The organism is Streptomyces sp. NPDC030183, assembly GCF_055573455.1.
In genome coordinates, this window is sequence record NZ_JBVIBK010000005.1 from 259,899 (window position 1) to 280,357 (window position 20,459).

Sequence of the window (20,459 nt, forward strand, 5' to 3'; positions counted from 1 at the left end):
CGGCGGCATGCGGCGCGGTGGACCTTCGGTGCTGGGAATCGTACTGGCGGGCGGCGAGGGCAAGAGGCTGATGCCTCTGACCGCCGACCGCGCGAAACCGGCGGTGACCTTCGGCGGGACGTACCGTCTCGTGGACTTCGTACTCTCCAATCTCGTGAACGCGGACATCCTGCGGATCTGCGTCCTGACCCAGTACAAATCACACTCCCTCGACCGGCACATCACCACCACCTGGCGGATGTCGAGCCTGCTCGGCAACTACGTCACCCCGGTCCCCGCCCAGCAGCGGCTCGGCCCGCGCTGGTACCTGGGCAGCGCCGACGCGCTGCTGCAGTCGCTGAACCTCGTGCACGACGAACAGCCCGAGTACGTCGCCGTCTTCGGCGCCGACCACGTCTACCGCATGGACCCGCGGCAGATGCTGGCCCAGCACATCGAGGGCGGCGCGGGGGTGACCGTCGCCGGGATACGGGTGCCCCGCACCGAGTCCTCCTCCTTCGGTGTGATCACCCCCGGCTCCGACGGCCGGTCCGTGGAGCGCTTCCTGGAGAAGCCCGCCGACCCGCCCGGCCTGGTCGACGACCCCGAGTGCGTGTTCGCCTCGATGGGCAACTACATCTTCACCACCAAGGCCCTGGTGGAGGCGCTCCAGCGGGACGCCGAGGACGAGAACTCCGTCCACGACATGGGCGGCTCGATCCTGCCGCAGCTCACCGAGCGGGGCGAGGCGCAGCTGTACGACTTCAGCGCCAACCACGTGCCCGGCGAGACCAACCGCGACCGCGGCTACTGGCGGGACGTCGGCACCCTCGACGCCTACTACGACGCCCATATGGACCTCATCGCCGAGCGCCCCGCGTTCAACCTGTTCAACCGCAGCTGGCCCATCTACACCAGCTCCGGCCAGCTCTCCCCGGCCCGCTTCAACGCGGGCGGCATGGCCAGCGAGTCGATCATCAGTGCGGGCTGCCTGATCCGGGGCCAGGTGACCCGGTCCGTGCTGTCGCCGGGCGTGGTCGTCGACCCGGGCGCCGTGGTCCAGGGGTCGGTGCTGCACGACAACGTCCACATCGGCCGGGGCGCGGTCGTCCGGGGTGCCGTCCTCGACAAGAACGTCCAGGTGCCCCCGGGCGCCACCATCGGCGTCAACCCGGAGCGTGACGCCGAGCTGTACACGGTCTCCAAGGGCGGGGTGATCGCCCTCGGCAAGGGCCAGCAGGTGTCGTAGGCGTGCCGTAGGAGGTGTCGCGCCCTGCACAGGTGCGCGTCGAGTGGCTGTGCGGTTCGACACGCCGCGCTGGGCCGGGTGGGTTGAGATGGCCCCCGAGTGAGCGCAGATATCCCCATAGTCCCGCCTCTCCCCAGGAGGTGGGACTTAATCTGCTGTTAACTGAGCGTAGCCCGATCGTACTTGACCGTAATCGGCCAACGGCGATTGACTGCAGACTCACCCGTCGTCGACGCGAGGCAAGCCATTGACTTCTGACGAGCTCGCACCACTCGACCTGGCCTTCTGGAACATCGAGTCCGCCGAACATCCCATGCACCTGGCCGCCCTCGGCGTCTTCACGGCGAACTCGCCCACCGCGGGCGCACACGCCGCCGACCTGCTCGCCGCCCGTGCCGCCGGGGTGCCCGCGCTGCGGATGCGGATCCGGGACGTCTGGCGGCCCGACGTGAGGACGCCGCTCACCTTCGGCGGCGCGGCCCGCGAGCCCGTCGCCGACTTCGAGCCCTTCGACCACGTACGGCTCCACGCACCGGCCCGCGACTTCCACGCGGTGGCCGGACCGCTGCTGGAACGCCCCCTGGAGCGCGGCCGGCCGCCCTGGGAGGCGCACGTCCTGCCCGGCGAGGACGGCACCTCCTTCGCCGTGCTGTTCAAGTTCCACCACGCCCTCGCCGACGGACTGCGGGCGCTGACGCTCGCCGCCGCCGTCATGGACCCCGTCGACATGCCCGCGCCCCGGCCGCGCCCCGTCGAACCCCCGCGCAGCCTCCTCGGCGAGGTGCGCAAGCTGCCCGCGCTCCTCCGCGGCACCCTCTCCGACCTGAACCGGGCCGTGGACATCGGCACGTCCGTCGTCCGCACCACCCTCGACGCGACGCTGGGCGCGCGGGGCACCGCCGCCCTGACCGCCGAGCCGAGCGGCACCCGCCGTACCGTCGGCGTGGTCCTCGACCTCGACGACGTGCACCGCATCCGCAAGACCGTCGGCGGCACCGTCAACGACGTCCTCATCGCCGTCGTCGCCGGTGCGCTGCGCCGCTGGCTGGACGAGCGGGGCGACGGCAGCGAAGGGGTCGCGCCCCGGGCGCTCATCCCCGTCTCCAAGCGCCGGCCGCGCACCGCGCACCCCCAGGGCAACCGGCTCTCCGGCTATCTGATGAAGCTGCCGGTGGACGACCCCGACCCGCTCGGCCGCCTCCGCACGGTCCGCACGGCCATGGACCGCAACAAGGACGCGGGGCCGAACCGCGGCGCCGGGGCGGTCGCGCTGCTCGCGGACCACGTGCCGCCGCTGGGGCACCGTCTGGGCGGGCCCCTGGTCAGCCAGGCCGCGCGCCTCTGGTTCGACATCCTCGTCACCAGCGTGCCGCTCCCGAGCCTCGGCCTGCGGCTCGGCGGCTGCCCGCTGGCCGAGGTCTACCCGCTGGCCCCCCTCGCCCACGGGCAGTCCGTGGCGGTGGCGATCTCCACGTACCGGGGGAGCGTCCACTACGGGCTGGTCGCCGACGCGGAGGCCGTGCCGGATCTGGAGGTGCTGGGGAAGGCGGTGACCGGGGAGCTGGAGGAACTGCTGGCAGCGTGCGAGAGCTGACCGGGGGCGCCTTACAGCCCGGGGGTACGCGGTTCGTCGGCGGGTGCGGGTGGGTGGGGGTTTCTCGCGCAGTTCCCCGCGCCCCTGAAAAGCCGGCGGCTGCGCCCCCAGGCTTTTCGTCTGAAGGCCGGGCCGCAGGCCCAAGCCTTCAGGGGCGCGGGGAACTGCGCGAGAAACCACACACGACCCGCACACGCCAAAAACCACGCGTACCCCCGAGCCGCTGGGCGCCCCGCGTTTGGCCAGCCGCGCTCCCGTCCGTAGAATTCCGCGTTCGGTGACGGGCGCGAGTCGGCGCGCCGCGGGTGAAACAGGGAAACGGCAGCGCGATGACGGTGACAGAGGACGGCCCGGCGACCACGGACGAGGCCGTGTACGGCCCCGGTATCGACCCCGAGCGGCTCGCCGTCTGCCTCAGCGTGCTCGAGGAACTCGACACGCTGGACGTCGACCACCCGGACGCGATCACGGTGCGCCGTGCCACCGCCGCCATCTATCGCACGGTGAAGCAGCGCCGCCGCCAGGAGCGGCGCGCCGCGAAGACCGCCCATGACAAGTCGGTCACCGAGGCCACCGCCACCGGCTCCGCCCAGCGCATCGACGACGAGACCGAGGGCATCCTGCCGTCGTCGGTGACCGAGAAGGGCCAGATCGCGGGGATACTCCAGCGCCCGCGCTCCTGCTACGTCTGCAAGACCCGCTACGTCGAGGTCGACTACTTCTACCACCAGCTCTGCCAGGACTGCGCCGCCGAGAACCGCGCCCGCCGTGACGCCCGCGCGGACCTCACCGGCAAGCGCGCCCTGCTCACCGGCGGCCGCGCCAAGATCGGCATGTACATCGCCCTGCGACTGCTGCGGGACGGCGCGCACACCACGATCACCACCCGCTTCCCGAAGGACGCCATCCGCCGTTTCAAGGCGATGGACGACTCCGCGGACTGGATGCACCGCCTGGAGGTCGTCGGCATCGACCTGCGCGACCCCGCCCAGGTCGTCGCCCTCGCCGACCAGGTCACCGACGCGGGCCCCCTCGACATCCTCATCAACAACGCGACGCAGACCGTGCGCCGCCTCCCCTCCGCCTACGCGGCCCTGGTCGAGGGCGAGAGCGCCCCGCTGCCCGCCGGGGAGCTGCCCGCCCACCACGTCATCGGCGCCTTCAACTCCGGCGCGGTGGACCGGCTGACGGGACCGGCCGAGCTGCCCGTCGGCACCAGCGGTCTCGACGCGCAGCGGGTCGCCGACCTCGCCCTGGTCGCGGGCAACGCCAGCGTCGCCCGGCACCTCGACGGCACCGCCATCGACGCGGGCGGCCTCGTCCCCGACGTGGTGGACAGCAACACCTGGGTGCAGACCATCGAGCAGATCTCCCCGGTGGAGCTGCTGGAGACCCAGCTGTGCAACTACACCGCGCCGTTCATCCTCATCAGCAAGCTCCGCCCGGCCATGGCCGACGCCGCCCGGAAGGCGCCGAGCGGACGGGCGTACGTGGTCAACGTCTCCGCGATGGAGGGCGTCTTCGGCCGCGGCTACAAGGGCGCGGGCCACCCCAACACCAACGCCGCCAAGGCCGCGATGAACATGGTGACGCGCACCAGCGCCCAGGAGATGTTCCAGACCGACGGCATCCTCATGACCTCGGTCGACACCGGCTGGATCACCGATGAGCGCCCCCACTTCGACAAACTCCGCCTCGCCGAGGAGGGCTTCCACGCCCCGCTCGACCTCGTCGACGGCGCGGCCCGCGTCTACGACCCGGTCGTCCGCGGCGAGCAGGGCGAGGACCTGTACGGCGTCTTCCTGAAGGACTACGCGCCCGGCAAGTGGTGAGACGCCCTCACCCGGTCCGACACCAGCTCCAGCACCGTCCGCCAGTCCTCCAGCACCCCGGCGTCCACCCCCGGGGTCCGGGCCGCCTCGTCCGCGTCCCGCAGCGTCAGCACGTCCTCCACGAGGGCCGCGTCGGCCCAGCCGCCCGCGTGCAGCCGGACCAGGTCGTCGGGGCCGAGGGCATGCAGCCGTACGAGACGGGCGACCCGCTCCCCGAGCAGCGGGCGCACCGTGTCGGCGGCCAGATCGGCGTGGCCGGTGTCGTCACCCGGAAGGAGCAGACGGCCGAGGGTGTGCACCAGGCCGGCGACCTGGAGTTCCTTGTCGGCCGGACGTGCCCGGCGCAGCAGCGCGGCGGTGCGCAGCGCGTGCTCGTGCCGGTCCCCCGGGTCACCGGGGCCGCCCGGGGTGCCGGGCGCGTCCCTGGCGCCCCGGCACGCGTACAGCAGATCCATCAGCTCGTCGATGCCGCGCAGCTCCATTCGTCGGTCCTCCCGAGTCCGCCCGCGAGAAATGCCGTTGCGACACAGGAGCAGATCATGGTCGGCTTGCTGTTCGGCCAACGGGACCTGAACTGCGTGCCGAGGGCGGCGATCCGCTGGAGCCCTGGTGGAGCGCGGAGTTCGGCAACTCGGCCGATTGGGTGATAGTAAAACGTAACGGAATGGGGCGAATCGCCACACGGTGGCTCGCTGGACACGGAATGACTCAAGACAGTTACCTCGTGTTTTCAGCCCCATCGAGCGGGCGCCCGCTCATTTGGTTACTCTGTACCGGACGGACAGCCTTATATGGGTTCCACCCACACCCACGGTCCGTCCCGGGACAAGCCGGTCACCACGGCCTGCTCTCACCCAAGTGAATCCGGCGCCACCGCGACCGAAATGACCTCGACTCAGACCCGAGTGGACGTCAGGCGAACAGCGGCAGGCTGGGCCGACGTCCCGAGGGTGACCCGACACATAAGGAGTGCGCGGTGACACCAGAGAAGACGAATCGCGATCAGCGCCCCAAGGAACGCACGGAGCACGCCGGCCGGTCGAAGAAGGAACTCGGCAGCCTCGACGTGTGGGCCAGGTCCGCCCCCATCCGGCTCGCGGGCTACGAGGACGACCTCGCCGAGCCCCACATCCTGCCCAGCGTGGACTGACCCGTCAGCGCCCTCGCGATCGCCGTCTGCATGGGCGTGCCAGACTCGCGCCCATGCAGATCAGAGAAGCCACCGCCGGGGACTGGCCGCGGATCTGGCCGTTCTGGCACCGCGTAGTCGCCGCCGGCGAGACCTACACCTGGGACCCGGACACCTCCGAGGAAGCCGCCCGCGCCCTCTGGATGGCCCCCGCCAAGCGGGTGTTCGTCGTCGAGGACGGCACCGGAGCGGTCGTCGCCTCCGCCTTCCTCACCCCCAACTACGGCGGTCCCGCCGCCCGTATGGCCAACGCGGGCTTCATGGTCGACCCCGATCACGGCGGCCGGGGCATCGGCCGCGCGCTCGCCGAGCACGTCCTGGCCGCGGCCAAGGCCGACGGCTACCGGGGGATGGTCTTCAACGCCGTCGTCGAGACCAACCCGGCCGTCCGGCTGTGGACCTCCCTCGGCTTCACCGTCCTCGGCACCGTGCCGGACGCCTTCGAGCACCCCCGGGACGGCCGGGTGGGGCTGCACATCATGTACCGGGCCCTGTGAGGCCGGGCCCCGTCAGTCGAGCGGTGCCGTCCGTCGCCACGGGTGCAGCTCCCACAACTGCTCCGCCACAGCGAGGAGTTCGAGCTCGGAGCCGGGGCGGCCCACCAGCTGCACCGCGCAGGGGGCGCCCGACGGCAGCGTGCCGAACGGCACCGACATCGCCGGCCAGCCCGTCAGGTTCCACGGAGGGGTGAGCGGCGAGTAGCGGGTGTTCACGAGCAGATTGCGCAGCCATCCCCGCTCGTGCCAGGGCGCGGCGGCCGGTCCCCGCCGGGCGAGCGCCGGGGTGAGCAGCACATCGTGCTCGGCGAAGAACGGCTCCATCCGTCGGCGCAGCAGCTCCCGCCGCCCGCCCGCCCGGACGCCCTTGAGGAAGCGGCGCCCCACTGCGGCGTGCACCCGGGTGCGCCGGGTCAGCAGCCCCGGGTCGAGGTCCTCGGCGTCCACCGCCGTGCCCGCCGTCCAGTGCGCCAGCGACGTCGTGCCCAGCCAGACCGGATACGGCGGATCGGCGCGCCGCACCCGATGACCCGCCCCGGCCAGCGACTCGGCGGCCCGGCGCGCGGCATCGGCGTACGGGCGGGTCACCGGCGCCCCGACCAGGGGGCTGCGCACGGAGAGGGCGATGGTGCGGGGGGAGCGCGGCGGTTCGGCGGCCTCCGCGCCCGCCAGGACCCGGAACATCAGCCGGGCGTCCTCGACGGTCGTCGCGAGCGGGCCGTTCTCCGACATGCCGAACCAGTCGCCGTGCCCGATACCGGCCGGGACGACCCCGTGGCCCGGCTTCAGGCCGACGAGGCCGCAGTTGGCGGCCGGTATGCGCAGGGAGCCCATCCCGTCGTTGCCGAGCGCGAGGGGCACCAGGCCGGCCGCCACGGCCGCCGCGCTGCCGCCGGACGAGCCACCGGCGGTCCGGGTGAGGTCCCAAGGGTTGCGGGCGGTGCCGTGCACCCCGTCGGTCGTGCCGAAGACGCACAGCTCGGGCACGTTCGTCAGGCCCACGACCACCGCGCCCGCCGCCCGCAGCCGGGCCACCGTCACATGGTCCTCGGCGGCCGGGGTGTCCGGGGTCGCGGCGGACCCGTTGCGCGTGGCCTCGCCCCGTACCGCGAGGTTGTCCTTGACCGCCACCGGCACCCCGGCCAGCGGGAGTCCGCCCAGATCCGCGCGGGCCCCGACCTCGTCCGCCTCGGACAGGGCCGCCTCCGCCCGGACCGTGCGGAACGCGCCGATCCGCCCGTCCAGCGACGCGATCCGCGCGAGATGCTCCGCCACCACCTCGCGCGGCGTCACCCGCTTCTCCCGTACGGCGGCGGCGATCTCGGCGGCGGTCCGGCCGACCCAGCTGGTCACGGTGGCTCCCTGTCGATCTGGTGTGCGTGGGAGCACTGTGCCCCGCGGGGCGGCGCCACGTCGAGAGCCGGGTGAGGGCCGGTGTCAGCGGTCCCGGGCCGCGGGGACGGCCAGCCGCGTCGGTGGCATGAACTCCCGTACGTACGTCCGCTCCCAGCAGGCGCCCGTCGCCCGCAGCTCCCGCCACGTCGTGTAGCGGTAGCGGAAGAGGCGGGCGCGGACGTACCGCGGCGGGGCGTCGGCGGGGAAGGGGGAGCGGCGCAGCAGCCGCAGGGTGTCGCGGTCGTTCTCCAGGAGGCGTTCGACCAGCCCGCCGAACCAGGGGTGCGCGTACGCCGGGGAGAGCGCCGCGAACCACATCAGCCAGTCCAGCCGCAGATGGTACGGGGCGAACTGGCGCGGCCAGCGCCGGGGATCACCCGGCTTGCCCTTGAACTCGTACTCCCGCCAGCCCGTGTCCTCACGCGGCACCTCGTCCGCCGTCCCCTCCACGACCACCTCGTACCGCACGCGGCTGACACTGCCGAAGGCCCCGTACGTGTTGACCAGGTGCAGCGGGTCGAAGGAGCGGTTCATCACCTGGCGGCGGGAGATCATGTTGCGGACCGGGTGGTAGCTGAGCCACAGCACCAGCGCGGTGACGGCGAGGACGACGATCTGGTACCACAGGGGCGCGCCGGGGACGTCCGGCGCGCCGGTGCCGAGGTCCACCGCCGACAGGGCCAGCACGATCGTGATCCAGTTCAGCCAGCTGAAGTTGCCCGACAGCACCAGCCACAGCTGGGTCAGGATCATCAGCGAGGCGGCGGCCGTCGCGAGGGGCTGCGGGGTGAACAGCAGGAAGGGCACGACCAGCTGGGTGACATGGTTGGCGGCGACTTCCACCCGGTGCAGCGGCCTCGGCAGATGGTGGAAGAACCAGCTCAGCGGCCCCGGCATCGGCTGCGTCTCGTGGTGGTGGTCCAGGCAGGTCAGCTTCCGCCAGCACTCGTCGCCGCGCATCTTGATCAGTCCCGCCCCGAACTCGACCCGGAACAGCACCCAGCGCAGCAGGAACAGCACGACGATCGGCGGCGCCACCTCGTCGTTGCCCAGGAACACCGCCAGGAAGCCGACCTCCAGGAGCAGCGACTCCCAGCCGAACGAGTACCAGGTCTGGCCGACGTTCACGATCGACAGGTACATCACCCACGGCACCAGCCACAGCAGCATGCCGCCCCACAGGGGGAGCAGGGAGTCCGCCCCGGCGACAAGCGCCGCCGACACCGCGCAGCCCGCCCACGCCCAGATGGCGAAGAAACGGTCCGAGTAGTGGAGGTGGAACACGCTCGGTGACCGCCGCCAGGGCATCCGCGCGACGAAACGGTCGACGGGCAGCATGCCCCGCTCCCCGAGCAGCGCCCGGAACTGCAGGGCCGCCCCGAGAAAGGCCACCAGGTAGATCACGGCGAGGGAGCGCTGGAAGAGCAGCCGGCCGAGCCAGTAGTCGGGTGCGGTGAACCAGTCCATGGCTGTCGCGCTCCTGGGTCGCGCGCCGGAACAGGGGCGGTACCGACACTAGTGATCGGATCCACGGGGCCGAAACAGGACAGCCCAGCCCCACTCGAATAATCGGGCAAACCCTGGCAAAGTGGCCACATGGTTGATCGGGGAGCGAGTGAGCTGCCGCTGCCGGACGATTGGCTCGCCCACCCGGACCCCGTCCTGGCGCTCAATCTCATGGGCAGCTTCGACTGGGACCTCGACGCCGGCGTGATGCACATGGACGCCACGGCCCACGAGGTCTTCGACCTGCGCCCCGACGAGTACGACGGCCGCCCCGAGAGCCTGACCGTCCGGGTCCCCCCGGTGGAGGGCCGCAAGCTGGACACCCTGGTGTCCCAGGCCCTCAAGGACGGCAGCGAGAACTACGGCGCCTACTTCCGCATCCGGCTGCGCGACGGCACACCCCGCTGGACCCACACCCAGGGCTACATCCGCCGCGACGAGACCGGCCGCCCGTACCGGGTCATCGGCATCGTCCGCGACGCCACCCGGGAACTGCGGGAGCTCGGCGCCCGCACCGAGCCGGCGGCCCTGAACCGGGCCCACCGCAGACGCACCGACGTCGTGCAGGTCATCACCGCCGCCCTCGCCCACGCCCGCACCGTCCAGGACGTGATCGACGTCCTGGAGGACACCGACGGCATCACCCACCTCGGCGCGACCAGCCTGGTCATGGGCCTGGTCGAGGCCGGGCGCATCCGCATGATCGCCGCCGGCCCCAGGGCCAGCTACGTACCCGGCACCCGGATCACCCGCCTCGACGTGAAGTACCCGATGAACGAGGTCGTACGGAGCCTCGCCCCGCACTTCATCGAGTCACCGGAGGAGTTCGCCGAGTCGTATCCGTTGCTCTGGCCGCACATCACCGACCTCCAGATCACCTCGGCCGCCTATCTGCCGCTGATCGTGCAGGCCCGCCCCATCGGCGCCATGGGGCTGCTCTACAACGACCGGCGAGGCTTCACCCGCGAGGAACGCGACGTCCTCGTGGCGCTCGGCAGCAGCATCGCCCAGAGCCTGCAACGGGCCATGTTCTACGAGGGCGAGAAGGACCTCGCGGAGGGCCTCCAGCAGGCCATGCTGCCCCGGTCCATCCCCAGCGTGCCCGGCGCCGACATCGCCGTCCGCTACCGGGCCGCGTCGTTCGGCGGCTCCCTCGGCCGGGACATCGGTGGCGACTGGTACGACCTCGTCCCGCTGCCCGGCGGCCGGGTCGGCGCGGTCATCGGCGACGTCCAGGGCCACGACACCCATGCCGCCGCCGTCATGGGCCAGCTGCGCATCGTCCTCAAGGCGTACGCCACCGAGGGCCACACCCCGGCCACCGTGATGGCCCGCGCCTCCGCCTTCCTCCACGAACTCGACACGGACCGCTTCGCCACCTGCCTGTACGCGGAGGCCGACCTGTCCACCGGAGTGGTCCAGGTGGTCCGGGCCGGACACATCGACCCCCTGATCCGGGCGCCCGACGGAACCTGCCGGCGGGTGACCGTCGACGGCGGCCTGCCGCTCGGGCTGTCCGCCGAGTTCGGCGGACTGGAGTACCCCGTGGGCACGATCGAGCTGGACCCCGGGGACACGCTGCTGCTCTGCACGGACGGCCTGATCGAACAGCCCGGCGCCGACCTCGACGACGGCATGCGCACCCTGCAGACGCTGATCAGCACGGGCCCCGACGACGTCGACGACCTCGCCGACCGGCTCATCGACGTGGCGGAGGAACGAGGCGGCGACGACGACGTGGCCCTGCTCCTGCTGCGCCGCCGCAGCCGCAGCGCGCAGCAGCCCGGGGGGCGGCTCCAGCAGCATGTCGCCCCCGGCGACCCGGAGGCGCTCACCGAGGCCCGGCACATGATCGGGGCGGCCGTGCGCACCTGGGGCGCGCGGGAGCGGGCCGACGAGATCGAACTCGTCGCCGACGAACTGATCACCAACGCGCTCATGCACACGGAGGGCTCCGCGATCGTGACGCTCCGGGCGCTGACCGGGACGGATCGGCGCCTGCGGGTGGAGGTCGAGGACTCCTCCAGCGCGCTGCCGCGCCGTCGGGAGGCGGGGGAGTCGGGCGTCTCGGGCCGGGGGCTGCTGCTGGTGGACCGGCTGACGGATGTGTGGGGGGTGGAGGCGAGGGGCGGGGGCAAGTGCGTGTGGTGTGAGTTCGTGTTCGCCCAGTAGCTCGGGGGTGCGCCTTCGTCGGCGGACGCGGGTGGTGTGTGGTTTCTCGCGCGGTTCCCCGCGCCCCCGGAAAGCGCCCGGGGCTGCGCCCCGTGCCTTTCGCTGAAGGCGGGCCGCAGGCCCGAAGCCTTCAGGGGCGCGGGGAACGGCGCGAACAGCCCCCACCCACCCGCACCCGCCGACGAAACCCGACCGCCCTCACCCGGAACGCGCCCGGCAGAGCGCCGCAGGCAGTGGCACTCTGGACGCATGCCGGAACTACCGGAGGTCGACGCCCTGCGGGACTTCCTGGTCGGCGCTCTCGTCGGCCATGAGGTCGTCCGCGTGCTGCCCGTGGCGATCAGCGTGCTGAAGACGTACGACCCGCCCGTCACCGCCCTGGAGGGGCGGGAGGTCACGGCGGTGGGCCGGTACGGCAAGTTCCTCGACGTGGCGACGGACGGTGACGGCGGCGAGCTGCACCTCGTGACCCACCTCGCCCGCGCCGGCTGGCTGCACTGGCGGGACCGGCTCCCCGACGGACCGCCCCGCCCGGGCGGGAAGAGCCCGCTCGCGCTGCGGGTGGCCCTGGAGACCGGCGAGGGCTTCGACCTCACCGAGGCCGGCACGCAGAAGAGGCTCGCGGTGTACGTCGTACGGGATCCGCTGAGCGTCCCCGGTGTCGCCCGGCTCGGCCCCGATCCCCTCGCCGACGACTTCGACGCGGCCCGTCTCGCCGAACTGCTCGCGGGGGAGCGCCGCCAGATCAAGGGCGCCCTCAGGGACCAGAGCCTGATCGCGGGGATCGGCAACGCGTACAGCGACGAGATCCTGCACGCCGCCAGGATGTCGCCCTTCAAGCTGGCCTCGTCCCTGAAGCCGGAGGAGGTCCGGCATCTCCACGAGGCGCTGCGCACCACGCTCACGGAGGCCGTCGAGCGCTCGCGGGGCCTGGCCGCCGGGAGGCTGAAGGCGGAGAAGAAGAGCGGACTGCGGGTGCACGGCCGGACCGGTGAACCCTGCCCGGTGTGCGGGGACACCGTCCGCGAGGTGTCCTTCAGCGACTCGTCGCTGCAGTACTGCCCGACCTGTCAGACCGGGGGCAAGCCGCTCGCCGACCGGCGGATGTCGCGCCTGCTGAAGTAGCCCGGCGGCGGTCCCGGATCATCCACGACTCGGACCTGACTCGGCCCTGATGCGTTCCTGACTCGGCCATGACCCGGTTCCTGACCATGATCCGCAACCATTGAAGGTATGGACCACGACTCCGGGGGCGGCGGTCGTCGCCGGGGTGGCTCAGCGCCAGGCCGGGGCCTTCAGTGTCACCAGGAGTTCACCTTCCTGGCTGCGCACCTCGAAGTGGCTGATGTCCTCGCGCTGCATCGAGGTGCCGCCCTGCATCGTGGAGGGGCGGTCCGCGTGCTCGGGGGACTTCCAGTTGGCGGCCGTCTCCTGCGAACCGTCCTTGCCGATCACGATCAGCCGGCAGGCGTGGGCGTCCTCGGCCTCCTTGACCTTCAGCTGGATGTCGCTGCCCCAGATCCGGTCCTCGGCCGTGACCTCGGCCCACACCCCCGTCTCGGGGTCCGTGGCCGCGACCGCGTCCGGAGGGGCGCCCGGACCTGCGAGAACGGCGACGGCGGGACCACCGACGGCGATGATCACGGACGCGGCGAGGGCGAACAGCCAGCGCCTGCGACGCGCGCGGTGGCGGGCCGCCACCTCGTCGAGCAGCCGTCCCAGCAACCGGGGGCCGGGCGCGGCGAAGGGGTGCACGGCGCGCGGGGTCGCGTTCCGGTAGAGCATCAGCTGCCGGGCGGCGGGACGGAACTCGGTGACCTGTACCGCGCACTGGGGGCAGCCGCGGACATGGTCCTCGAAGTGGAAGGACTCCACCTCGTCGAGCACGCCCAGCGAGTACGCGCCGACGTCGTGATGACGATCCTGGGACCACATGGCAATTCCTCGGGCCGGTGTGCGGTGGGGGTTGCTTCCTGCCCCCACCGGTACGGACCAGACCCGGGAAACACTCAAGCCCGCGACCAATGCCAACCAAAAGATTCGGAGCCGTGATCCCGGCGGATTGGTCGGAGACCGGGAGAACTTTGCCGCCGCGGCCCGAACAGACGGTTCACCGCACGGATACGCCCCGGTCACACGGAGTGCCCGCGGGGGCCGCCGCCCTCAGAAGAGATGGATCGCCAGATGGCCGAGCGGCAGACCGAGCCGCCAGGCCGGTGTCCAGACCTTTGGACCGTCGTCCTCGCCCAGCACCGCGCCGCCCCCCGGCACCGCGTCCAGGTCGGGCGCGAGCAGCTCGGTCTCCTCAAGCCACCGCCAGGTCGCCGCCGCCAGTTCCAGGTCCGGCGCGGGGCCGCCGGCCTCCAGCGCCTCGGCGGTGAGGTGGGCCAGGCGCTCGCCCACCCAGTCCTGCCACGGCTGGTCGTACGCCGTCAGCGACAGCCAGGTCTCCAGCTGGGTGACGACCCGGATGCCGGAGAGCTCACCGCCGGAGTCCGCGAGGAAGATGGTCAGCGCCAGGGCGTCGCGCCCCGCACGGAACTCGAAGGACGTCGGCGGCATGAGGTCGCCGGTCCGCAGCAGTTCCTCGGCGATGTACTCGGCGTAGAACCACGCCATGGGGACGGTCAGTTCGCCGCCGCCGGCGCCGTCCGTGCTCTCGTGACCTCTGTGCAGCATCCCTTCCTGCCTTCCTCCGGTACGTGCGCGTCGCCCGACACCGGGCCCCGGGGCAGGGCCCCATCCGGAACACGGATGAGGACAGCTGATTGCTCAACAGGGGTCCTCAGCAAGGCGCTTTACGGAGGTTTGACTCGGCCATGGGTTTCACCGCAGGTCGGCCGCGTATCCCGGAAGCACCCGGCGCAGGGCGCGCAGCGCGTAGTAAGCGCGCGACTTCACCGTACCGGGCGGGATTCCCAGGGCCTCGGCGGCTTCCGCCACACTCGCCCCCTGGAAATACACCTGCACCAGTACTTCGCGGTGTTCCGGAGTGAGTGTCTTCACAGCTTCGCGCACATCGAGGGTGGCGACGGACCGCTCGGAGTGGTCAGCCATCACTCGGGCGTTCTCCAGCACCGCGTCCCCCACCTCCGCGGGGCGTGCCTGCCGGGCCCGCCGCGCGTCGATGGCGAGCCGCCGGCCGACCGTGAGCAGCCAGGGGCGCACGGAGTCGAAGTCGTCGGCGCGCAGCGCCTCCGGGTGCTGCCAGGCGCGCACGAAGGTCTCCTGCACGAGGTCCTCTGCGCGATGACGGTCCCCGTCGGAGAGCCGTAGCAGCAGGGCGAAGAGCGGGCGTCCGTGTTCACGCTGGATCTCGGCCAGTTCGTGTTCGGCGGTCGTCCCGTTGGTGATCGTGGTTCCGGCCGTCATGGGCGTATGGGAACGCGGGGCGCTCCCCGGGGACAGAGGCCGGTCACGGGTGTGCGGCGGGCGGTCGAAGCTGTCGACGAACGGTGCGACGAACGGTCTGCCGGGGGCTCGACGGCTCCGCCCCCGAGCTCTCGCCGGGGGCGCCAGGACCGGCTGGAAGGGGTGCCGTACGGCACAGCGCGGCGCCTCGGGCCCGGGAACCTCGGTGAGCCCCTGCCGACGGCCCCACGGGCCACCTCGCGGCTCCGGCCGCTCGGCGAGCGGCCGGCGTGCGGCGGCCGTTACGGCACCACCGTCACCGGCCAGCGGCCCGCCTTCACCAGGCGGATCGCCACCGAGCCGACGATGCGGTGGCCGGCCTGTTCGGAGGCGCCCACCACGACCGCGTCGGCCTTGAGCTCGTCCGCCGCCCTGACCAGCCCGTTGTACGGGTCGCCGCGGAAGGTGTGGAACTCCCAGCGGGTCTCGAAGACGCCCTTCACCTGCTCGGCGGCCTCACGGACCTGCGCGACGAGGCTCTCGGCGATCTCGTCGGTTGTCCCGGCCACCGGCACCCCGAGTGCCGCGCCGGCCGCCATCACCGGCTGCACGTACACGATCGCCAGCAGCGCCCGCTGCCGCCGGGCGAGGCCCGCCGCGTAGGCCACGGCGCGCAGGGAGGACTCGGAGCCGTCCAGGCCGACGAGGATGACCTTCGGCCCGTCGGTACCCCGCTCGAACTGGTGCGCTTGCTGATCCGTCACGACGGCGAGGCTATCCGAGCGCCCCGGTCCCGGCGTGCGCCGGGCGGTCACCCAGAGGCACGCCGCATTGCTCCCTTCGGGTGTTTCCATGCCGCCGCACCGGTGTCGTGGTGGTGCGCCGCCCGTGACTTGGTCGACTCATGAGTCATGACGAAGGATCAGTTGTTCACGCGCCGCCGCCTCCTGCTCGGCGGTGCCGCCCTGCTCGGTGCCGCCGGTGTCGCGGGCACCACGGCGCTGCTCACCGGCGAGGAGGGCTCCGGCTCGGCCCGGGACGCCGCCACGGCCGCCGGCCCCGGCGCCCGTCCCGCGTTCAAGCCCTCCACGTACCGGTTGCAGCCCATCGCCGGATACGGCGCTCCGCAGGTGCGGCGCCGCACCCTCGTCCCCGCCACCGTCCGCAGCCGCCCCTACCTGCGGGTGGACGGACGGGGCCGGACCATGGTGCTGACCTTCGACGACGGCCCGGACCCGCGCTACACCCCGGACATCCTGCGCATCCTCCGCAAGCACGACGTCCGCGCGATGTTCTTCGTGTGCGGCGAGATGGTCGACCGGCACAAGGACCTGCTGCGGGAGATGGCGGACGACGGCCACGCCGTCGGCAACCACACCTGGTCCCACCCCATGCTGCCCAGCCTCTCCCGGTCCAGGATCCACGCGGAGATGTCCCGCACCTGCGAGATCATCGACAAGGCATACGGCGAACCCCCGCTGTGGTTCCGCGCACCCTACGGCGCCTGGAACCGGGCCGTCTTCGAGTTCGGCGCCGAACTCGGCATGGAACCCCTGGCGTGGACCGTGGACACCCTCGACTGGCGTGCCCCGGCGGCCGCCGCCATCGCGGACCGGGTGGAGAAGGGCGCGGCGCCCGGTGTCGTGGTGCTCTCCCACGACGCGGGCGGCGACCGCACGCAAAGCGTCCGGGCGCTGCGTGAATACCTGCCCGAACTGCTCGACTCGGGATATCGGATCACGGTGCCGCAGCGGAGATACGCATAGCGCCGGAAAGCGAATCGGCTACGGGCTTTCGCCCGCCCGGTCGGGGAACGCTCAGCGAACCTCGACCAGGCGGGCGAACACGACGACGTTTCCGTCGTAGCCGTTCTGCTTGGAGAAACCGCCTCCGCAGGTGATGACCCGCAATTCGGGAATCCCGCTGTTGCCGTAGACGCGGTCACCGGGGAAGTTGTTCTTCGCGAAGACCTCGATCCCGTAGATCTCGAACACCGCCGTCTTCGCGTCGCCGCGCTGGACCTCGACCCGGCTGCCCTTCTTCAGCGCCCCGAGACCGTAGAACACGGCGGGGCCCCGGGCGTTGTCCACATGGCCGACGACGACGGCGGTGCCCTTCTCGCCGGGGGAGACCGCGCCGGTGAACCAGCCGGCGAGGTTCGGGTCCTCGGCGGGCGGCGCGTCGACCCAGCCCTGGGCGTCCAGCCCGACCGGCATGACCGGCGCGTCGACCTGGATCGACGGGATCCGCACCCGCTCGACCATGGCGTACGGCAGGGGATCGGGCACATTGGTGAAGGTGCCGTGGGGGGTGCTGCGGCTGTCGGCGGCGGCCGCCTGGGCGGGCTGCGGCGGTCCCACGTCGAATTCCCCCGAACCGTTCCGGATGAGAGCGAGACCGGTCAGCAGAACCAGCGCTATCACGCCCCACGGCGCGCGCTTTCTCCGCCGCTCCTCCTCTTCGGCCTCGGCCGGCTGGGACCAAGACATTCGCCATCCCCTCTCGACACGGCCGTCGCCGCGTCAGTCGCGCATAGGGAAACGCTAAGCGTGCCGCATCAGGACGGCGACGGGTCAGGTACGAACGGGTGGCGGTGGTCCGGGGGCCCTGCGCCATCCGAGTCGCGGCGCACAGGAATTTTCTGACGGTCCGTGACCTGCGGCGATATCCGGCGACGCGGAAATATCACGGCGTGTCCCCTCACCAGGACGGACCAGCCTCGAAATGCGGCCCTGTGCACGGCATCTGAGGGTCTTTCTGGGAGGCGCTTTCTCGCCGATCGACCGGGGACGGGTCCCGGGGCGTCTTCCGCGGAGGATCACATGCGTACTACTCGTGCCCTGGCGGCCTCGGCCGTCGCGGTCACCCTGGTCGGCCTCGCCGCGCCGTCGGCCGCCGCCTGGGACCAGCCCACCTCGGTCACGGCCGCCCCCCAGGTCATCGCCCGCGGCGGACAGCTCGTCCTCACCGTCAGTGGCGGCGACGCGTGCGCGACGCCCAACAGCACCATCAGTTCGAACGCGTTCCCCACCACCAACCTCAGGTCCGTCGACGGACGGACCGCCACGGCGACGGTGCGGGTCAACACCAACGCGAACCCCGGCGCGTACAGCGTCACCACGCACTGCGAGGGCCAGCGCAGGACGTTCAACGACGTGTTCACCGTCATCGGCGGTGTCCGCGGCGGTCTCGGCGGCAGCAGCTCCAGCGGGGCCACGCCGACCGACATCGCGATCGGCGGGGGACTGGTGGCCGCCGCGGTCATCGGCGGTGGCGTCTTCTGGATGCGCCGTCGCTCGGAGAACAGGATCTGAGGTCACCCCCGCGCCACCTGCCAGGGAACAGGATCTGTCGCTCACCCCCTTCGGAGCACGGATCGCACGCCGTTCAGCCTTTCGCCCCGGTCCCTCACGGGAGGCCGGGGCGAAAGGCTGAACGGCGTACGCCGTCAGGTGTGGCTGCCGTCCTCGGAACGGCGGCGCGACCAGTGCCACGCGATGCCCAGCGTGCCCGCGACGAGCGCGGTGCCGAGGCCGATCTCCCCGAGGTCCAGGCCGGCGACGGTGCCGCCGGCCCCGGCGTGGGAACCGTGCGAGGGGTGGTGGCCCGGGCGCCGGGCTGTGATCGTGAGGTCCGTCTGACCGCTCTCGTCGCCGCACTGGAAGGAGACTTCGTACACCGCTCCGTGCCTGGCGTCCCAGTCGACGGTGGCCCTCGCCGAGGACTGCCCCCTCGGGATGGTGACGGTGTCGAACACGGCCGACGACACGGTCGTCCGGGAATGGCAGCCGTACACGCGCAGCACGACCTCACCGCCGGGGGCGACGGTCGAGGGCACGACGCTGAAGCCGAACGACGTGATGTCGCCGGCCGGTGCCGCGTGCGCGGCGGGAGCGGTGAGGGAAAGGGCGGTCACGCCCAGCAGAGCGGCCGAAGCGACGCGTATCGCGCGCATGATGAGCCTCCGGGTCCCCGAGGAGCCCGCCGCGGACTTCTTCCGCCGGCGCCTGATGTGCACCTCGATGGGCGAAACGCTAGGAACGCGTGCCCGGGGCCGCGATCGCAGTAGCGCGAACGGGGCAATCGTGTGCTCCGCTCAGGGGACGTCCCCGGGTGGGACGGACGGGGGGCGGGCACGCGTACGGCCGGGGGCGGGCACTCGTACGGCCGGGCAGGCACGCGTACGGCCGGGGCGGGCGTGTGAAGGCGTCCGTCCCGGCCGCGGGGGTCGTGCTGAGCGGTCGTCAGGCCTTGACGCCGGGGAAAAGGGCCAGGAACGGCTCGGCCGAGGCGGTCAGCCCCCGGCTGTAGGGCGAGTCGAAGTCCCAGACCAGGAAAAGCAGGAAGGCGATGAGGGCGGAGAACAGGCCGGCGAGGATCAGCTCGCGCGCCGTACGCCTGATCTGCAGGGCGAACACCATGCCGACGGTCACCACGGCCCCGGCGATCAGCCCGAACCACACCACCCCGGGCATCGTCTCGCCGGTGGAGTCGGCACGGTTGTTGCGCGCCGCGTCGGCCGCCGCCATCTGGTCGAGCAGCGGCTGGTACGCCTGCGCCTCGAAGTCGTTCGCCGGCTCGTAGTCGGTGACGTCGCGGCGCACCGTGTCGAGCAGCTCGTCGCCCCGTTCCGTCATCTCGCCCTTCGTCGACATGACCTTCCACTCGGTGGACACCACATGGCCGACATACGCGTCGATGTCGTCGCGGATCCGGTCTCGCGCCCCCTCCGGGTAGACCCGCACCCGCTCGCTGATCTCGTGCAGCGCCTGCGCCTCCGCCTGCACATGGTCCTGGGCGACGCTGCGGGCCTCCCAGACACCGGCGATGGCCAGACCCAGGACGATCGCGTACACCACGCCGATCATCATGGTGATGTACTCGATCACGTCCGGAGTCTCGGACGGGTCCTCGTCCGCCGGTGCGGCGTGGTGCCGTACGACGGCCACGAGGAGGACGACGAGACATGCCGCCCCCATCGCGAGGGTGAGAACAAGCCATTCCGACAAGAGGTTCCTCCAGGGGTCAGCGCGGGCGCAGCGCGGCGACGGCGAACACCGCGGGCGCGGTGATGAGCAGGGCGAGGGAGACGAGGGACGGCCCCGCACGCTTGGTCCGCGGGCGGGTCGTCGCCTTGTACGGCGGGTAGTGCACCGGGCTCGGCGACGCCTCGGGCCTGGGGCGCGGCGGCGGCTTCGGCGCCGGGGCCGGCGGTGGGGTGGGCGCCGGTCGGGGTGCCTTGGTGACGGGCGGCGGCGGTGGCGGCTCCGGTCGGGGCGCCGGCGGGGGAGTGGGCCGTGGCGGGGGCGCCGGATCGACGCTGGGTTCGGGCCTGGGCTTCGGCGGCTTCGGCTTCGGCGGCTTCGGCTGCGGCGGGGGAGTCGGGGTGGGCGTCGGTTCCGGCGGGCACCAGGGGGTGGGGCTGGGTGTGGGCGAGGGGGTGGTCGCCGGGGCCGGCTCGCAGGAGCCGGTGTCCCCGACCGTCAGGGCGACGGCGGCGCCGCCGTCCGGGCCGGTCGAGGCGTACGCGCAGGCGTCGGCGACCGCCGTGCCGCTCGGCGCTCCGGTGAGGAGCCAGGTCAGTGCGAGCAGGGCCGACAGCCGCAGGGCGAGAGCGGAACGGGTCCGCGGGGGTCCTTGCACGTCGCAGATCATCCGTTGCCCCGCGCGCCCGCGTACGCGGGAGCACAGGCGG

General features: G+C 72.3%; 20 protein-coding genes. 9 read left to right on the forward strand and 11 right to left on the reverse strand.

The window, feature by feature from the left end; translation table 11 throughout:
- Nucleotides 1–7: 7 nt before the first annotated feature.
- The 3 genes from glgC (at nt 8) to ACZ4Z2_RS08335 (ending at nt 4,654) form a co-directional block, all read left to right on the forward strand.
- Entirely contained in the window at nt 8–1,228 is a 1,221-nt protein-coding gene (gene glgC, locus ACZ4Z2_RS08325; protein ID WP_055712986.1) for a glucose-1-phosphate adenylyltransferase, read from the forward strand.
- Nucleotides 1,229–1,475: 247 nt separating this feature from the next.
- On the forward strand, nt 1,476–2,822 hold the full coding sequence (locus tag ACZ4Z2_RS08330) for a wax ester/triacylglycerol synthase family O-acyltransferase (protein WP_468073639.1): 1,347 nt from the start codon (nt 1,476–1,478) through the stop codon (nt 2,820–2,822).
- A gap of 329 nt (nt 2,823–3,151) precedes the next feature.
- Entirely contained in the window at nt 3,152–4,654 is a 1,503-nt protein-coding gene (locus ACZ4Z2_RS08335; protein ID WP_468073641.1) for an SDR family NAD(P)-dependent oxidoreductase, read from the forward strand.
- On the opposite strand, the gene ACZ4Z2_RS08340 is transcribed toward ACZ4Z2_RS08335, so the two are convergent.
- Nucleotides 4,633–5,136 carry a hypothetical protein gene (locus tag ACZ4Z2_RS08340; protein ID WP_468073643.1) on the reverse strand — a complete coding sequence of 168 codons (504 nt, stop codon included), beginning with the start codon at nt 5,134–5,136 and terminating at the stop codon, nt 4,633–4,635. The genes ACZ4Z2_RS08335 and ACZ4Z2_RS08340 overlap by 22 nt on opposite strands.
- Nucleotides 5,137–5,630: 494 nt before the next feature.
- Here ACZ4Z2_RS08340 and ACZ4Z2_RS08345 point away from each other — a divergent pair, with 494 nt between their 5' ends.
- Together ACZ4Z2_RS08345 and ACZ4Z2_RS08350 are read left to right on the forward strand one after the other, a co-directional pair.
- On the forward strand, nt 5,631–5,804 hold the full coding sequence (locus ACZ4Z2_RS08345; RefSeq protein WP_468073645.1) for a hypothetical protein: 174 nt from the start codon (nt 5,631–5,633) through the stop codon (nt 5,802–5,804).
- A gap of 53 nt (nt 5,805–5,857) precedes the next feature.
- Nucleotides 5,858–6,340 carry a GNAT family N-acetyltransferase gene (locus ACZ4Z2_RS08350; protein ID WP_468073647.1) on the forward strand — a complete coding sequence of 161 codons (483 nt, stop codon included), beginning with the start codon at nt 5,858–5,860 and terminating at the stop codon, nt 6,338–6,340.
- Between the two features lie 12 nt (nt 6,341–6,352).
- On the opposite strand, the gene ACZ4Z2_RS08355 is transcribed toward ACZ4Z2_RS08350, so the two are convergent.
- Nucleotides 6,353–7,693: an amidase gene (locus ACZ4Z2_RS08355; RefSeq protein ID WP_468073648.1), complete on the reverse strand. Its 1,341-nt coding sequence runs from the start codon at nt 7,691–7,693 to the stop codon at nt 6,353–6,355.
- Between the two features lie 84 nt (nt 7,694–7,777).
- Entirely contained in the window at nt 7,778–9,202 is a 1,425-nt protein-coding gene (locus ACZ4Z2_RS08360; protein WP_468073650.1) for a lipase maturation factor family protein, read from the reverse strand.
- A 129-nt stretch (nt 9,203–9,331) separates the two neighbouring features.
- On the opposite strand from ACZ4Z2_RS08360, the gene ACZ4Z2_RS08365 reads away from it, so the two are divergent.
- Both ACZ4Z2_RS08365 and ACZ4Z2_RS08370 read left to right on the forward strand, forming a co-directional pair.
- Nucleotides 9,332–11,413 (forward strand): SpoIIE family protein phosphatase, encoded by a 2,082-nt coding sequence (locus ACZ4Z2_RS08365; protein WP_468073652.1) that lies wholly within the window; start codon nt 9,332–9,334, stop codon nt 11,411–11,413.
- Between the two features lie 249 nt (nt 11,414–11,662).
- Entirely contained in the window at nt 11,663–12,538 is an 876-nt protein-coding gene (locus ACZ4Z2_RS08370) for an Fpg/Nei family DNA glycosylase (protein ID WP_468073654.1), read from the forward strand.
- A 150-nt stretch (nt 12,539–12,688) separates the two neighbouring features.
- On the opposite strand, the gene ACZ4Z2_RS08375 is transcribed toward ACZ4Z2_RS08370, so the two are convergent.
- The 4 genes from ACZ4Z2_RS08375 to ACZ4Z2_RS08390 all read right to left on the reverse strand — a co-directional run bounded on the left by ACZ4Z2_RS08375 (nt 12,689) and on the right by ACZ4Z2_RS08390 (nt 15,528).
- Nucleotides 12,689–13,348, reverse strand: a complete 660-nt coding sequence (locus tag ACZ4Z2_RS08375) for a hypothetical protein (RefSeq protein WP_468073656.1) — start codon at nt 13,346–13,348, stop codon at nt 12,689–12,691.
- A 228-nt stretch (nt 13,349–13,576) separates the two neighbouring features.
- The gene (locus ACZ4Z2_RS08380) at nt 13,577–14,092 is read right to left on the reverse strand and encodes a hypothetical protein (protein ID WP_468073658.1); all 516 of its coding nucleotides are present in this window, start codon (nt 14,090–14,092) and stop codon (nt 13,577–13,579) included.
- Nucleotides 14,093–14,239: 147 nt separating this feature from the next.
- On the reverse strand, nt 14,240–14,785 hold the full coding sequence (locus ACZ4Z2_RS08385; protein ID WP_468073660.1) for a sigma-70 family RNA polymerase sigma factor: 546 nt from the start codon (nt 14,783–14,785) through the stop codon (nt 14,240–14,242).
- A gap of 281 nt (nt 14,786–15,066) precedes the next feature.
- Complete coding sequence (locus tag ACZ4Z2_RS08390) at nt 15,067–15,528, reverse strand: universal stress protein (protein ID WP_468073662.1); 462 nt, start codon at nt 15,526–15,528, stop codon at nt 15,067–15,069.
- Between the two features lie 147 nt (nt 15,529–15,675).
- On the opposite strand from ACZ4Z2_RS08390, the gene ACZ4Z2_RS08395 reads away from it, so the two are divergent.
- Nucleotides 15,676–16,530 carry a polysaccharide deacetylase family protein gene (locus tag ACZ4Z2_RS08395; protein ID WP_468073664.1) on the forward strand — a complete coding sequence of 285 codons (855 nt, stop codon included), beginning with the start codon at nt 15,676–15,678 and terminating at the stop codon, nt 16,528–16,530.
- Nucleotides 16,531–16,581: 51 nt separating this feature from the next.
- Here the strand turns inward: ACZ4Z2_RS08395 and ACZ4Z2_RS08400 are convergent, their stop codons facing one another.
- Complete coding sequence (locus ACZ4Z2_RS08400; RefSeq protein WP_468073666.1) at nt 16,582–17,253, reverse strand: class F sortase; 672 nt, start codon at nt 17,251–17,253, stop codon at nt 16,582–16,584.
- Nucleotides 17,254–17,586: 333 nt separating this feature from the next.
- Here ACZ4Z2_RS08400 and ACZ4Z2_RS08405 point away from each other — a divergent pair, with 333 nt between their 5' ends.
- Entirely contained in the window at nt 17,587–18,078 is a 492-nt protein-coding gene (locus ACZ4Z2_RS08405; RefSeq protein ID WP_468073668.1) for a hypothetical protein, read from the forward strand.
- Between the two features lie 134 nt (nt 18,079–18,212).
- Here the strand turns inward: ACZ4Z2_RS08405 and ACZ4Z2_RS08410 are convergent, their stop codons facing one another.
- The 3 genes from ACZ4Z2_RS08410 to ACZ4Z2_RS08420 all read right to left on the reverse strand — a co-directional run bounded on the left by ACZ4Z2_RS08410 (nt 18,213) and on the right by ACZ4Z2_RS08420 (nt 20,407).
- Nucleotides 18,213–18,719, reverse strand: a complete 507-nt coding sequence (locus ACZ4Z2_RS08410) for a hypothetical protein (protein WP_468073670.1) — start codon at nt 18,717–18,719, stop codon at nt 18,213–18,215.
- A gap of 289 nt (nt 18,720–19,008) precedes the next feature.
- A complete protein-coding gene (locus ACZ4Z2_RS08415; protein WP_468073672.1) occupies nt 19,009–19,773 on the reverse strand; it encodes a bestrophin-like domain in 765 nt (254 codons plus the stop codon).
- 16 nt (nt 19,774–19,789) lie between these two features.
- Nucleotides 19,790–20,407 (reverse strand): hypothetical protein, encoded by a 618-nt coding sequence (locus ACZ4Z2_RS08420; RefSeq protein WP_468073674.1) that lies wholly within the window; start codon nt 20,405–20,407, stop codon nt 19,790–19,792.
- Nucleotides 20,408–20,459 lie beyond the last annotated feature (52 nt).